13 protein-coding genes are annotated in these 14,849 nt (G+C 40.4%); 9 read left to right on the top strand and 4 right to left on the bottom strand.

The genetic code is table 11. The features are described 5' to 3' along the window. Positions 1–342: 342 nt before the first annotated feature. From HF078_RS03200 to HF078_RS03185, 5 genes are all read left to right on the top strand, one after another. A complete protein-coding gene (locus HF078_RS03200; RefSeq protein ID WP_169289807.1) occupies positions 343–3,081 on the top strand; it encodes a GTP-binding protein in 2,739 nt (912 codons plus the stop codon). 379 nt (positions 3,082–3,460) lie between these two features. Beyond that, a complete protein-coding gene (locus HF078_RS03195) occupies positions 3,461–3,787 on the top strand; it encodes a hypothetical protein (RefSeq protein ID WP_169289806.1) in 327 nt (108 codons plus the stop codon). 83 nt (positions 3,788–3,870) lie between these two features. Beyond that, positions 3,871–3,999, top strand: a complete 129-nt coding sequence (locus HF078_RS21015; protein ID WP_277350504.1) for a hypothetical protein — start codon at positions 3,871–3,873, stop codon at positions 3,997–3,999. A gap of 587 nt (positions 4,000–4,586) precedes the next feature. Next, positions 4,587–4,760: a hypothetical protein gene (locus HF078_RS03190; protein WP_169289805.1), complete on the top strand. Its 174-nt coding sequence runs from the start codon at positions 4,587–4,589 to the stop codon at positions 4,758–4,760. 278 nt (positions 4,761–5,038) lie between these two features. Then, positions 5,039–6,235, top strand: a complete 1,197-nt coding sequence (locus HF078_RS03185) for a class I SAM-dependent rRNA methyltransferase (RefSeq protein ID WP_169289804.1) — start codon at positions 5,039–5,041, stop codon at positions 6,233–6,235. A gap of 18 nt (positions 6,236–6,253) precedes the next feature. Here the strand turns inward: HF078_RS03185 and HF078_RS03180 are convergent, their stop codons facing one another. Further along, complete coding sequence (locus tag HF078_RS03180) at positions 6,254–7,177, bottom strand: ABC transporter ATP-binding protein (RefSeq protein ID WP_169289803.1); 924 nt, start codon at positions 7,175–7,177, stop codon at positions 6,254–6,256. Continuing rightward, positions 7,177–7,869, bottom strand: coding sequence for an ABC-2 transporter permease (locus HF078_RS03175; protein WP_169289802.1), 693 nt, complete (start codon positions 7,867–7,869; stop codon positions 7,177–7,179). The genes HF078_RS03180 and HF078_RS03175 overlap by 1 nt, the downstream gene beginning before the upstream one ends. Positions 7,870–7,961: 92 nt before the next feature. Between HF078_RS03175 and HF078_RS03170 the strand changes: the two genes are divergently transcribed. Continuing rightward, positions 7,962–8,672, top strand: coding sequence for a response regulator transcription factor (locus tag HF078_RS03170; RefSeq protein WP_169289801.1), 711 nt, complete (start codon positions 7,962–7,964; stop codon positions 8,670–8,672). Further along, entirely contained in the window at positions 8,669–10,387 is a 1,719-nt protein-coding gene (locus tag HF078_RS03165; RefSeq protein ID WP_169289800.1) for a sensor histidine kinase, read from the top strand. The genes HF078_RS03170 and HF078_RS03165 overlap by 4 nt, the downstream gene beginning before the upstream one ends. Before the next feature lie 42 nt (positions 10,388–10,429). Here HF078_RS03165 and HF078_RS03160 read toward each other — a convergent pair whose 3' ends face one another. Beyond that, complete coding sequence (locus tag HF078_RS03160) at positions 10,430–11,827, bottom strand: hypothetical protein (RefSeq protein ID WP_169289799.1); 1,398 nt, start codon at positions 11,825–11,827, stop codon at positions 10,430–10,432. A 155-nt stretch (positions 11,828–11,982) separates the two neighbouring features. Beyond that, positions 11,983–12,327, bottom strand: a complete 345-nt coding sequence (locus HF078_RS03155) for a YflT domain-containing protein (RefSeq protein WP_169289798.1) — start codon at positions 12,325–12,327, stop codon at positions 11,983–11,985. A gap of 158 nt (positions 12,328–12,485) precedes the next feature. Between HF078_RS03155 and HF078_RS03150 the strand changes: the two genes are divergently transcribed. Next, positions 12,486–13,382, top strand: coding sequence for an FAD-dependent oxidoreductase (locus HF078_RS03150; protein ID WP_169289797.1), 897 nt, complete (start codon positions 12,486–12,488; stop codon positions 13,380–13,382). Positions 13,383–13,523: 141 nt separating this feature from the next. Next, the gene (locus HF078_RS03145; RefSeq protein WP_169289796.1) at positions 13,524–14,216 is read left to right on the top strand and encodes a tryptophan 2,3-dioxygenase family protein; all 693 of its coding nucleotides are present in this window, start codon (positions 13,524–13,526) and stop codon (positions 14,214–14,216) included. Positions 14,217–14,849: the final 633 nt, after the last annotated feature.

Genomic DNA, 14,849 nt, shown 5'->3' with positions numbered 1-14,849 from the left:
TTATACGCGATGTATTGTCTGTACCAATGTTTTTACTCTTACTGTTTTCTACCTATATCATCATGTGGGTTTATATTAGAAACGAGATAAAAAAAGAGCGTCAAAAGTAGGAAGGGCCTATACGTTTAGGCTCTTTTTTTATTCCCGGGAAATATGATAGTATGGGAACAATAATTATCTAAAATAGTTATAGCTGCAGTAAAAAGGGTATAGAATAGAATGGTCCTAAAATTTAAATGGTAATCGAACTATATAGCAGGAAAACAATAATAGATACAAGAGACGAAGTTACTAGATCATTTTAATTAAGAAAATAATGTGAAATGATTGGTGGAGGGTAAAATGACACAGGAAAACAAATTGATAAGTAAGACGTATTTTGAAACCTTTATGCTGGATGTGGAAACAAAGCATCCGGTGCAAGTGCTTGGAGAAGCATTCCTGGCAGAGCAGAACAATGAAGTGTCTGATCTCTCGTTTATCCGCTATGCGCAAGGAGAAGTATATTTTCACAGCAAGGATTATGAGAGTGCCATCTATAAGTGGGAGAATGTTCACAACGAAATGGAGCCTTGGGCAAAGAAAAATATTGCAGACGCTTACTATGACCTTGGAATGCTAGTAGAAGCAGAAGATATTTACGCTAATATTAATACAGATAATAAAACACTCAAAATAGAAGTAGCACTTCAGCTATTTACGTTATATATACAGCGTGAAAAACTGGAGAATGCCTATAAAAATATTAAAAAAGCCATTGCGATTGATCCAGATTATCCGCATGTCACACAAACGGCTCGTACTTTTTATGAAGAGCAAGAAGACAGTCAACATGCAGTAGTATTGGCTGTTCATGAAGCTTTAAGAACAGGTTCGGAAGCATGGTACGATTGCTTGAAGCATTATATAGAAATTGGATATACGAGAGAATTTACACCTGATTATTTTCAAGAGGTTCTGTTGAGGTTGCTAGAGATTAATCAACGGAAATTTGAAGATATTACGGCTGCTTTATGGAACAGCTATGAAAATCACCCAATGTATTTGGAATGGGTGAAGACTGCAAACAGCCTGTTCATGGCCTTAGATAGAGACTCGGAAGTTTCTTGGACGAAAGTGGAGGAGCTGCACCAACGAACTTATTTATCTCTTATTGAAGGCGAATATCTGATTAAAGAACTGCAAGGCATTGTCCCGGATCTACTTGGAAACTGGCTGAAGGTATCCAATAGGTCAAAATCCTTGTTTGCTTCAGCTGCGGTCATGTCTTGGAATGAAGTATTTCCAACAGCATTACCTGCGCATGTTTTAGCGGATGCAGAAAATAGAATCTTCCATTATGAACATGACAGCATTCAATTGAATTATACGGTCGAGCTGTTTAAGACACTAATTAATTGGGCAAAGGACAACCACCTCGAAGTCGCACATCAAAAGAAATGGCTATTCTCTCAACTTAGCAATCTAAACAGAAAACATTTAGTTGTTACAGGTACCGTTCAGAATGGGAAAACTTCCTTCATCAATTCCATTATTGGAGAGAAGCTTCTTGGAGATGAAACGGTTCCGGTATTTGTTTCTTCCAACGGAGATATTGCAGAGATGAATGAGGTTTCCATAAAAGGTACATCCGCCCTGGGAGATATTAGCGAGCATCAACAAGGGTCCTTGATCGACCTTAAATGGCCATCACAGTTTCTAGAAGACGAAGAGTACTCGCTGATCAGCACACCGGAATTCAGTGTGGATGAGATTGAGAACAATGAAACAATGAAATACATCCCGTTATCAGACGGACTATTATACATTTTAGACGCGCAAACACCTTTTACAGAAGATGAATTGAAAGTATTGGTGAAAATTAAAGAACGCGCGCCGGAAGTACCTGTACATTTTGTCATCAACAAAATGGATACGGCTTTCCACGAAGCAGAAGCAACACAGATTGTAGAAGAAGCAAAACACCGCATCAATGAATTTTTCCCAGATGCGAGAGTATTCCCATACTCTTCCCTCCGTTCTGCAAGCAAGCAGCACCAAGGGTTGGCAACTTTCATGGAGGCCAACTTCAAGCTGCGTGCAAAAGCAGTGGAAGAACGCCGTGCGACCAAGCTGTTGCAACTGATTCGTTCAACTTTAACAGAATTGCTGGATAGCCGCATTGCGATGGAAGATAACCTGACAAACACAGTGGAGTTCAATGAAGATATTCTAAGCAGGCTAAGTGGTTTCATTAATCACCTACATGATGCGGAATCAGAGAAAATCCGTAGTATTTCTGAAAATTACCGTGCTGTGACGATTGAGATGAAACGAGAAGCAACAAAAACCATACCTCGTCTGCTAAGAGAGTGCTCTAGCTATGTAAAGGAAGACAGTAACTTTAAAACTTTGCATCTCGAGCTGAATGAGCGTATGAATGAAACGATTCGCACTTATATGCATTCCGACCTGTTACCTCGTTTGCGTCAGGAACTTCAATTATGGCTCGATACATCCAACCGTGAACTGATTGACAGCCAAGAGTACTTGCATGAAATGAGTGGAACATTCAATGCTCTTTACAAGGAAGATAGAATGCAACTAAACTGCGACTTTAAAGTCATGGAAGACTGGCGTCGTGATATCAACAGAATCTTAAGCAGAGTGGAAGTGGAAAAGGAAAACATCTTAAACCGCCCAAACACCACTCAGTATCTGTTAAAAGGAGCAGGCCGCCTGTTCGGTTCCTTGCAGCAAAGCAATCAACTGCTTTTCACTCAATATAAGAAATACATTGAAAACGAACGCTTCACAGACGTGGCACAATCTGTAGTAGATAAATTCTTCCTTGAATTTGATCTATTCGAGAAAGCGCTGAAAGCCGACGTCAACATGTTCTACGAAGCACCATTCACAGAACTGAACAAAACAGTGGAAGGCACAGAACGCGCCATCCACAACGCCAACAAAAAACTAGAACAAATGAAAGCAAGCCCAGAACGCTACTACGACCCACTGAAACTATTCGAAGCACGCCTACTCCAATACGAATTCATGGTCAAAGCATGCGAAGAAAACGAAATGCTGCCTTCATACTAGAACAAAACTTGGTGACAGTGTTTAAAATATGTGAAAAAGCAAAAGGTAACGCAAGGGTCTGGCACCTAAAACAAACAACCAAAGAACCACAGCAAACTAATGCAGGTGCCTGACCCTACCCGCTCTTACCATAATTCACGCCAAGCCCTACCGTTATTTAGAAAAATTTTAAAGAAAAAATAATAAATACCACATTAAATAGCAGGTCTAATTCAAATGTGAATTAACCTGCTATTTTTGTATTAACACAAAAATATAATTTTAAAAAACTAGGAAAAACTGACAAGTTAATCTCTTGCAAAGCTTTTTCATGATATTATTGTAAATAATGGATATTGAAGAATCGGGCAGACTTCAAGAATAAGGGAGAGTGAATGCGATGACAAACAGAGTGAAAAAAGAATTAATTTCGCTTTCCATATTCTTAGTTGTTGTTGGGACTTTCCTATCAGGTTGGTATGTAAATAAACCAGATCATCGTGGTAGAGTAGGAAACTTAGAAGAAAATAAATTTATCCTATACCCTACGAAAGTATATCCAGAAGAGGAGCCGTTTACTCCTGAAATTTATTTTACGAAGAATACTAAAGTATCAGGGAAAATAAGTAGCATTAAAGATTTGGATGAAAATCAAGTGGTTAAAATATGGATAGAAGTATTTGAAGGGCAGTACATTGCGAAAAAAATTAAAATTACTAAAGAATAGCTTTCTTCAAGAACCTGGGAGCTTTTCTGTAATAAAAAATGCTTGAATTATGGTGCAAACCAGTTATAAAAGGGGATGAATTTATGTTGTGGATTCTTTTAGTTTTAGTTGTTATAGGAATAGGTACAATCATAGGACTACTAAAAGAACAATTAAATCAAAACAAAAGAATCATAGAGCTTCTTGAAGAGAGAAAGAAAAATGCAGATTAATGCTGTTCATTTAAATAGGAGCGACTGTGACAATGTGTATCCCTCCTGGAAAGTAACGAAGGGGAGTAGACATTGAAACATCCACAATTCTCAAATAATCTATCGAAATAGATATACACTACAAATTTGACCTAAATTGCAACACAATCTATGTTTCTATTAAAATAAGAAAGAATGTATCATTCTTCCTTTCAATCACTTTTATTTGATTCTAACTTTAATGAAATGTCTCTAAGTATACTGTTTCTTTCTTTTTGTATTTTTATAAAGGTTATTAAAAACCAAGAAACTAGGACTATTGGAATTAAATAAGACAGTAAACCTAGAAGTGGCAAAATATCAAAAAAGTCCATAGAGGTCTACCTCCCTTCTTTTGTTTGGATAATTATAACATATGAGAAGTTTTATGAACATTTTATGTTGGGCCAAGAGATATATTTGGAATAATGCAAACGACCAATATTTAGAAGAGTTAAAACAGTAATTATTGCATCAGAATTACAACTATGATCATCTTTTTCGGAAGTCTATTAAGTCAACAACGACAAAAATCAAACGCTATGTATTTTTCAAAGGGGGCTTCTTTCATGAGGTGGTTGTTTGCGATCCTATTTATTTTACTCGGATCCATTTTACTTTCCCTAACCATAAATGATATGGGAAATGCAGGACATATAATCATGAAAACGATAGGTTTTGTATGTTTTATCATTGCTGTACTTATTGTTAAAAGCAGAAAAGATAAACAAAAGAAAACTTAATTTTTCGCATGACATCCCCCTAGACATGAATTAACTAAGTACTTTTTACACTGCTGGTTTTATCGGTGAATTTTAACAAATCAATCAGTACAGTGGAGTATGTATGTTTAGACTCTCTTTCTATCCATGGAGGGAGAATTGCAAAGAGATTTTACTGAAAACCTGCGGAGATATAAGTGTTTTTATTTTCAACGTTTTAAAAAACATCAATTCGTCTTCCTCGCACAATTGCGTTATAATACAACCACACTAAAAACCCAAAAAGATTGGATGAAAGCATGCGACAGCAACTAACACTGAAAGTGAAAAATAAATACGCTAAACCCTATAAAAGCGGCTACCCGCTTATCTCGAAGCAGTCCCTCATCAATGGCAATGAGCTAAAAGAAGAGGGCACACTCGTAAAACTGGTAGACGAACAAAACAACTTCCTCGGCAAAGGCTACTACGGTAACCAAAACAAAGGATACGGCTGGATTGTCAGCAAAGATCCCAACGAAGAAATGGACATCCCTTTCTTCAAATGTGCCCTTCAAAAAGCTGTAAACAAACGCTCTGCCCTTATGAAAGCAGAAGACACAACAGCATTTCGCCTTTTTAACGGAGAAGGCGACGGAATTGGCGGCTTTACCATTGAATACTTTGACGGCTACCTAGTGATCAACTGGTACAGCAAAGGAATCTACTCCTTCAGCAAGGAAATTCTTGAAGCCATCGAGGAAGTAATCGAGTACAAAGGGATTTATGAAAAGAAAAGATTCAACACGGACGGCCAGTATGTAGAAGACGATGATTTTGTAAAAGGAGAAAGGGCGCCATCCCCTCTTATCATCAAAGAAAACGGCGTAAACTTCGCGGTGCATTTAAACGATGGCGCGATGGTAGGAGTGTTTCTTGATCAACGGGAAGTAAGAAAAACCATCCGGGATAAATATGCCAAAGGGAAAACGGTCTTAAACACCTTCTCTTACACTGGAGCTTTCTCTGTATATGCAGCATTAGGCGGTGCCGTCAAAACGACAAGCGTAGACTTGGCCAAACGCAGCCTGCCAAAAACAACCGAGCAATTCAACGTAAATAATATAGACGAGAAAACGCAATCGATTCTCGTAGAAGAGGTATTCCATTACTTCAAATATGCGAAAAAGAAGAACCTGAAATTTGATATCGTCATTATGGACCCACCAAGTTTTGCTCGCTCAAAAAAGGTCACATTCAGAGCCGAGAAAGACTACACAAGCTTAGTATCCGATGCCATTGCCATTACCGAAAAGAACGGCATGATTGTCGCTTCCACCAACGCCGCTACATTCGGCATGGACAAGTTCAGAGGATTTATCGACCAAGCATTTAAAGAAAATAACGTAAAATACAAAATCGTAGAGGAGTTCTCCCTGCCAAGTGACTTCGCGACCATCAAGGAGTTTAAGGAAGGGAACTATCTGAAGGTATTGTTTATAAAAAGAATTGGATAAAGAAAAGGAGTCAGCACGTTAGCTGGCTCCTTTCATCTTCGTACTGGATTCCTCCAAGAAAATTTCTTCAAGGGAAGGCTCTTCCACATGTATTCTATAAACATCGATATTCTCTTTCGTAAAGGTCCTTACAATGCTTGCAATCTTATCTTCTGAGTCTACTGTAAACGACGTATATTGCTCTTCTACAGAAATCTGTGTGGCAAAGCGCTTTAACATCTCGCCTACACCTTTTCGATTCTTTAAAGCAGAATGCTTTATTTTCACCTCGATGGCAGAAGAATAATGTGCACGCAATTCTTCCAATGTACCTTCATTAATGATGGCACCATCTTTCATAATTGCAATTCGTGTACAAATTTTCTCCAATTCATTCAAGTTATGAGAGGTCATGAAAATGGTCTTCCCTTCTGCTTGCAAGTCTTGAATCAGCTGCTGGATGCTTATACCAGATTCTGCATCAATCCCGGATGTCGGTTCATCAAGGAAAATCAGCTCTGGATTATGAGCAATCGCCTGTGCTATTCCCAGTTTCTTTTTCATCCCAAACGAAAATTTTCCCACCTTCTTTTTTGCATGCTCCAACAGACCAACCCGGTCCAAGACAGCATTTGCCTCAGAAGTAGATAATTTGCACCCATTAATTTTTCCGAAGAATTTTATATGGTCCACCGCCGACATGCTATCGTAAAACTGCGAATAATCGGGAAGGACTCCAATTCGGTTCTGCACCTTCTGAAGGTCAGATTCCCCCAACAGTTTAAACGTACCGGAAGTGGGAAGGATGATCCCGGTAATCATATTGATAAAAGTCGATTTTCCGGCCCCGTTCCGACCGAGAAACCCATATATCTCTCCTTTTGGAACGGTAAGGTCCACCTTATTGACTACCGTTTTATCTCCAAAAGCTTTCGTTAAATGTCTAACCTCGATCACACTCATTAAAAATCCCTCCTCTTAAACAACCAATAGGCAAGTAATAGCAATAAGAACGCATAAAGTCCATTAATCAAGATGTAATAGTCTGCTAGAGAAGAATAGTAATACGGAGTGAGGTACTTAAACCATGTAATATATAGCTTCCCTGAAAATATTGCCCAAAAGCTTAAAGCTGGAAACACTAAAGCAAAAGTAATCCCTACAAACATGGTAACGCCAGGCTTTGGTATGACAATGGAAAACACAAGATTTAACGCCAAAGCTACAGAAAGAAACAGCATGGTATCTACTAAACCGAGCCATAAAAAGTCCTTTGATTTAATGGTGATTAACAGAAAACAGACAACCATACAGAAAAACCAAAAAAACCAAACTCCTAAATATTTTCCCATCAGTACATTTAATCTAGAAGTCTTTGTCACTAGAAATCGCATCGTCCTCTCGCTGACTTCCCGGTTTATTATGTCGTGAGAAAGACCGGTGATAAAGAAGAAACCAAGCACAAAAATCAAAATAATAATTCCTGTGGCATATCCATCCGTCCCTAACTCTGCTGCTTCCTCTGGAAAGGTTGCCATCAGATTACTCATCAAATCAGCAGTTAAATACGTAACACCAAAAATAATCGCAATCACAACAATCGACTTGAAACTCTTAAAATGTCCCTTAAATTCATTTAAACAAATTGCCCACATATCATCTCGCTCCCTTCATAGTTTAGTATAATAATGGTAGTTTATTAGAAAATTAAGGGAACCTTAACATTACCTTAAAAAGGAGTCCACAAATGGAACACGCAAGGATATTAATGGTCGATGATGAACAATCCATTATCGATATGATGAAATTAGTATTAACGAAAGAGGGATTTCAACAAGTAGATACATGCAGTACAGGGGAAATGGCCCTACATAAGTTGAAGCATAACGCCTATGATTTAATTTTGCTCGACATTATGCTTCCAGATATGACTGGTTATGAGATTTGCCAGGCCATCAGAAAAACAACCGAAGCACCAATCTTTTTCCTATCAGCCAAAACCTCTGATCTGGATAAATTGACTGGATTTGCACACGGCGGAGACGACTATATCACCAAGCCGTTCAACCCGTTAGAAGTAGTAGCAAGAATTAAAGTGCAACTAAATCGATACCTAAAGACCACACCAAGTAAAGAGGAGGACGTTCTTAAATTTGGTAGATTTAAGTTGAACCTCCAATCTGCAGAACTAACAGTGTTAGGAGAAAACGTCTTGTTAAGCGGGCAGCTTTATCACTTATTAGTGTTCTTCTGTAAAAATCCAAATAGAATTTTCACAAAAGAACAGCTCTATTATCACGTATGGGGAGATCATATTCTGGTGGATGAGAACACCGTCATGGTCCATATTCGCAAGCTCAGAGAAAAGATTGAGGAAAACCCAAGCAAGCCAGAATATATTAAAACGGTTAGAGGAATCGGGTATAAACTCGTACCTGCTGCAGGTAATCAAAAATGAGTGTAAGTAAGAAGCTTGCTTTTCATTTTGTTAAACAGCTGTTTGTCCTCTTGATAATCATAATTATCGCTTTGACCTCTGCCTTATTTTTCTTCGCCTCACACTTAACAGAGTCGGAAATGAAAGCAAGTTTTACAAGGACGGACCCGTATTTCCTCGAGCTTGAATTGGATGTGAAGTCAGAAAATGATATTCAAATCAGTGAGGCTGTTAAAACAGCTGTCCACCAAAATGACGGCTGGCTGCAATTAATAAATAAAAAAGGAGTCGTAGTTAAAGAGATAAATGCTCCTGCAGACTTAAAGGAAGCCTACACCTTTCAAGAGCTTGCAAACTTTGAAGTACCTGGTTACCGGACCTCACACTGGAGGGTATTCAAGGATGACAGTGATCTTGTCGTTTTGTACGGGGAGAAGAACTTGAGCGAAGGAATACTTGCTGAGCTTCAAAAACTAGGTGATCTATCAACCATTACAGAGGAAGGTAAATCATTCCTTGAGAGTGAAAACGCATGGATACAAGTATATGATTCCAATGGAGAAAAAATCGAGCAATGGAATGCCCCTGAGGATCTTACACTTTCAGCAAGGGACTTCCTATCCATTAAGGAAAGGCCGTGGAACTACACATACGACGTATCCACTTTAGTAGAAGGGGACAAGGTCTATGTTGTTGGAATGGAAAATGCCTATTATGCCCCGGACGACGTATTGGATGGTCTAATGGGTGCGTCCTTGGTCAAAAATTTTTTACTTGTTATTATGGTGCTGCTTATCATCATCATCGCGCTCTCCATCTGGTACGGCAGGACAATTGGGGTACCTTTGCTTTACATGATGAATTGGATAAAGAGAATGTCAAAGGGGGACTTATCTGTACCAAGGAATAAGAAGGGGAACATTCCATTCCGGAAAAAGAACGGCAAACTTCATAAACGCTTTCGGATTTTCCGTGACATCCTTTTTTCCATCCGTAAGCTTGCCAACACGCTAGAAAAAAACGAGCAATACCAAAAGCGGGTAGATCAGACAAGGGAAGAGTGGATCACAGGCTTAAGCCATGACCTCAAAACTCCCTTAAGCTCTATATATGGCTACGCAAAAATACTCGAAACAGGTTCATACAAATGGACAGAGGAAGAGATACAGGCAATGGGAAGTACCATGACAGAAAAAGCTTCTTATATGAGCGACCTAATTGAGGATTTGAACCTTACTTACCGTTTGAAAAATAACGCATTGCCTATAGAAAAGAGTGTACAGGACATTGTTCCACTCTTGAAGGACGTCATTCATTCACTTACCAACACAGATTCAACAATCAGAATGGAAAAGGTGGAACCGGAAATTCGTTTGGCGGTTGACCCCAAATGGTTCACCCGCATTCTCACCAATCTGCTGGCAAATGCACAAAAGCACAACCCAAAAGGAACGGAGATCACGCTAAGTGTCTCTAGAAATCCTGAACATACCTTCCTTACCATAAAGGATAACGGAGTGGGGATGGATGAAGAAACCCAAAGTAAACTTTTTGACCGTTACTACAGAGGCGGCAACACAACCGATAAATCAAACGGAACCGGGCTTGGGATGGCCATTGCTCACCAGCTGGTCTTGGCACACGGGGGAAATGTCTTTGTAGAAAGCGAAAAAGGGAAAGGGACGACCATCATTATTACATTACCTAACGGACTGGAAAACCTAACTTCCTCATAGTAAAAGGGTCTGCCTGTATCAACTGGCAGACCCTTTTTCTATTCAACTGCCGTCCTTCAACATATACTGATATGACTTCGATTCCTCCACCATTCCCATCTCAAGATAAAGCTTCGACAACCATTTTATCGAACGAATATTGGTCGGATCTAGCTCCAACTCCCAGTTAAAGCACTCCACCGCTTCTGAGAGCTGTTTAAATTCATAATATAGTTCACCGAGTGCATACATTTGGTCCGGATCGTCCTTCAAGGCAGCCATTTTTTTAATCTTCATCAGGATTGGGATGCCTGGATACCTTGAGGAATAAGGGGCGACCCACTGCTCGGTATAATCCAGCCCTTTTGACTCGATTAAGTTGGGCACAAAAGTTTGAAACAAGGCCTGCACTTGTTTTGGTGATACATCATCATCAAAATGGAAGGTTAGGTTGCTGAGCCAATCAGATTTTTCTTTCCATTTTGCATGCAGTAAAGCTTCCTGCACGTAAGGCAGGTCTTTTTCTGTAATGAGAGCTTGGTTTTTTGTAAGTAAGATTAAAAGGTCTTCATACCGATTGGATTTTTTCAATAGACCGAGCAAATCATGATACAACCCTTCATGATGAATGGCGCGCTTCCTTAGGATATAGCTGAGGAGGCCCACTTTATCATCGTTTGTAAAATCAACCGGAAAGCTGGCTATCATTTGTTCATAGAGAGTGTGGTCTGCGGATGTACTTCTGACTAGTAAGTGGGAGTATAGGCTGAGTTGCTCCATTTTCCGATCTTCTTTTTGCAGTAATTGCAACAGCAGGTTTTCCAAATCGTCTTGGTTTATGTGATTATAGCAGTATTTTTCAACATAAAGTGGATCCTTAGAAAGCAGAGATGGGGGGTCAGGAGTATAGAGTGCTTGATAGGACTGATATTGCAGGCTTTTAGACATTTCTTGTGCCCATTTGTTGGCTGGGTAAATGTCCGTTATTAGTCGCAGAAGTTGGTAGGTGTGCAGGAGTTGACCTTCTCTACGGTATTGCAGCGCAAATTCTTTCATCACTTTGGTTATTTTCTCTTTTTTCATATAGTTGTCGAAAATGGTAAGGATGTTGGATGCTTCAAGCGGTGAGTATCTTTTCTGGATTTTTTCCCACAGCGGAGTCAGTGCAGGGAATATGTGAATTCGGTTATGTGCGAGTAGATAGGCTAATAGTGGATGATCTGGTGAGAAACGAATGCCTTTTTGTAGAATGGTGCTTAGTTGAGATTTTCGTTTAATTTTAGATGTGGATTTTCCGGTGAGGTACGATGTCTTATAGAAAAATAAGTAATAACATTCTGTGTGCTCTTCATTGTAAGCTTCTATGACTTGAAATCCTTGATACATATAGAGGTTTGTAGGGTTGAGGTGTAGATGTTTCTTTTCATGTTGGATGTTAATACTGGTCGTTTTGTTTGTCATATAATTCCCTCCTAATTGGTCTTACGCCTTTTTGAGAGATTGCTTAATTAGAGTGTAACATGAAAAAGCAAAAAAGAAAAAACGAAGAAGCGGACGACCAGGGGTCATCCGCTTCTCTATATTTTAAAGGGGGGGGAGTCAACTTCGTTCAAGCCTTATAACGTCGTGCTTGCTGTTTTATCTTTTACCACTAAGATTACTTTACCTTGATCAAGCTTTTCCTCTAATTGTTCCGCTTCTGGAGCTGTGAATCCTAACTCCTGGAATTGAGCACGAAGCTCGTCTCCTTTTTTGCGGAAAATATTTTTCACATAAGTATCCATACCAACTTCACCGGCGCCAACAGTATTAGCATCAGCGTTATCAGCTACACGTTTTGTACGGTCATCATCATGAGTGATGACAAAAATATCATCCTCGTGAACACCTCTAGTTTTTAGCTCCTGTACTGCTCCTACTACTTGTTCATCATTTTGAAACTCTTTATAAGTGGGTTTCATATTGTATCGCCTCCTTGGTTATGTAATAAAAATACCCGGCTGACTGAAAATGAAACATGCTCTTAAATAATTTTTTTGTGCAGGAAAAAGCTTTACTGATAATACGCAAAAAACTTCGAATACTAATAAGACTATGATGAGAGAATGGAGAGCTTACTGTGCTATATGACTGTATGATTATCGGGGGAGGTATTGCCGGACTTCAGGCAGCTATCCAACTGGGAAGATACCAACATAACGTGCTTGTTTTGGATGATGGAAAAGGTCGTTCGAGTATTTGTCATTGCTACCATAATCTTCTAGGTTGGCCAGAGGGGGTGAGCGGAGAGAAGCTTAGGAGTACTGGGCAAACGCAAGCGTTGAGGTTAGGAGTTCAGTTTGAAAGGCAGCGTGTAGAGGCAGTGGAGGAAACGGGAGGGGTGTTTTGTGCAACCAGCTCAACGTCTCAACAGTTTTTTGGGAAAAGGCTGCTGCTAGCAACCGGAATTAAAGATAATATTCCTCCACTAAAAGGCCTGTTGCCTTGCCTTGGAAAAAGTGTATTCGTCTGTCCGGATTGTGATGGGTACGAAATTTTGAATAAGAAAGCTCTTGTGATTGGCTCCGGAAATGCAGGAGCTTCCATGGCGTTAACGCTGACATATTGGACAAATGCGCTTACTTTTATCAACCACGGAAAAGGGGAAATTGATGCTGACTTAATGGACAAATTAGTTGGCAAAGGAATCCGTCTCGTTTCGGGTGAGATTTCGGAAATACATGCGGATTGTTCTGATTTTAAGGGAGTAACGCTTGCTAACGGAGACCGGCTTGAATTTGCTTATGCTTTTTTAGCATTTGGTGGCAACATGCCCAACACAGGCCTTGCCTTGCAACTTGGGGTGAAGTTGGATAAAAATAAACACATTTTGGTGGATCCTCGGACAAAGATGACCTCTGTGCAGAATATTTGGGCCGCCGGTGATATAACCGTTCATTCCGAACAAGCCGCCATTGCAATGGGGGACGGCATACAATCGGCAATCTGGATTCATAAAAGCTTGTTGGAAAGTTGATGTGGGTTTATTTGTAGCTTGACAGTTATTTGTCCGAGTGCGTAACATAAAATGTAAGGGTTTACATACACGTTTGAGTGGAAGATAGAAGACATTAGCTGCTAGCGCCTTTCCATTTATTCGATAGTAGGAGGAGAAAAAATGGAAGAGAAGAAAGTGACAGATTATGAAAAGTATATTCGTACCGAAGAGCTATTAAGCTTACAAAAGGGAGCAGGGGAACTCTCTTGTGATGACGAACTCACGTTTCAAATGATTCATCAAATTGCTGAACTTCATTTCAAGCTGATCATTCAGTACATTCACTTAGCAGATGCAAATATGAAGCATGGGAAAGTCTTGGAGGCAACCGAACAACTTCAAAGGGTGAACATGCACTTGAAACATCTGCCGCCAGTGTTCGATATGGTAAAAGTGATCACTCCTAGAGACTACCATACTATCAGACTCGCACTCGGACGTGGAAGCGGACAGGATTCACCTGGATTCAATGAAATACTAAGACTTGGACCGACATTATGGGGGCCATTTGAACAGCTGTTGAACGACAAGCAACTGACTCCTTTCATGCTTCATAAAGCTGCGGGTGACAATTATGAGCTATACTTGCTGATGCAAGAATTGATTGCGTTTGACGAAAACTTCCAGACGTTCCGTAAGCACCACATCCAGCTTGTACGCAGGATGATTGGCTTGAATACGAAAAGCTTGAAGGGGATACCTGCTCAGGCGTTGGAAAGAGGAGCAAAGTTTGAGTTTTATCCTAAGCTTTGGGAAGCGGTATGTGAATTGACGGACTGGACGGGTTCAAGTTACGATCCGAAGCCGTTGTAGTGGGGTAGTTTTAGGGCTGTTCTGGAGGGCATGTGTTGTTGATGCCTTTTGGGGCGGTCTTTTTTTGTTTGGTGGGGAGAGTGGAGTTATGAGGTGGGGGGTCTATATACCTGAAGTGCTTGCTGAAAGGGGGGAAAGGTCAAATAGAATCTTTCTCAAGACCAGAAATACCAATGCAAACACCAATACGATAGGAGGGAGGGGTTCTCTCCACCCAAACCACTGCCGCAATTAACAAAACGGTAGTAGAGAGGGGTTCTCTCCGCCCGAACCGCCGCCGCAATCAGCAAAACGGTAGGAGAGAGGGGTTCTCTCCACCCCAATTACAGCTGCAACCAGCAAAACGGTAGGAGAGAGGGGTTCTCTCCGCCCGAACCGCCGCCGCAACCAGCAGAACGGTAGGAGAGAGGGGTTCTCTCCACCCCAATTACAGCTGCAACCAACAAAATGGTAGTAGAGAGGGGTTCTCTCCGCCCGAACCGCCGCCGCAACCAACAAAACGGTAGTAGAGAGGGGTTCTCTCCGCCCGAACCGCCGCCGCAACCAACAAAACGGTAGTAGAGAGGGGTTCTCTCCACCCCAATTACAGCTGCAACCAACAAAACGGTAGTAGAGAAGCATCCTCTCCACCCA

The organism is Bacillus sp. RO2 (genome assembly GCF_012911845.1).
GTDB lineage: Bacteria > Bacillota > Bacilli > Bacillales > Bacillaceae_I > Sutcliffiella_A.
The sequence above is the reverse complement of the archived record's forward strand: the minus strand, read 5'-3'. Positions and strand labels throughout refer to the sequence as shown.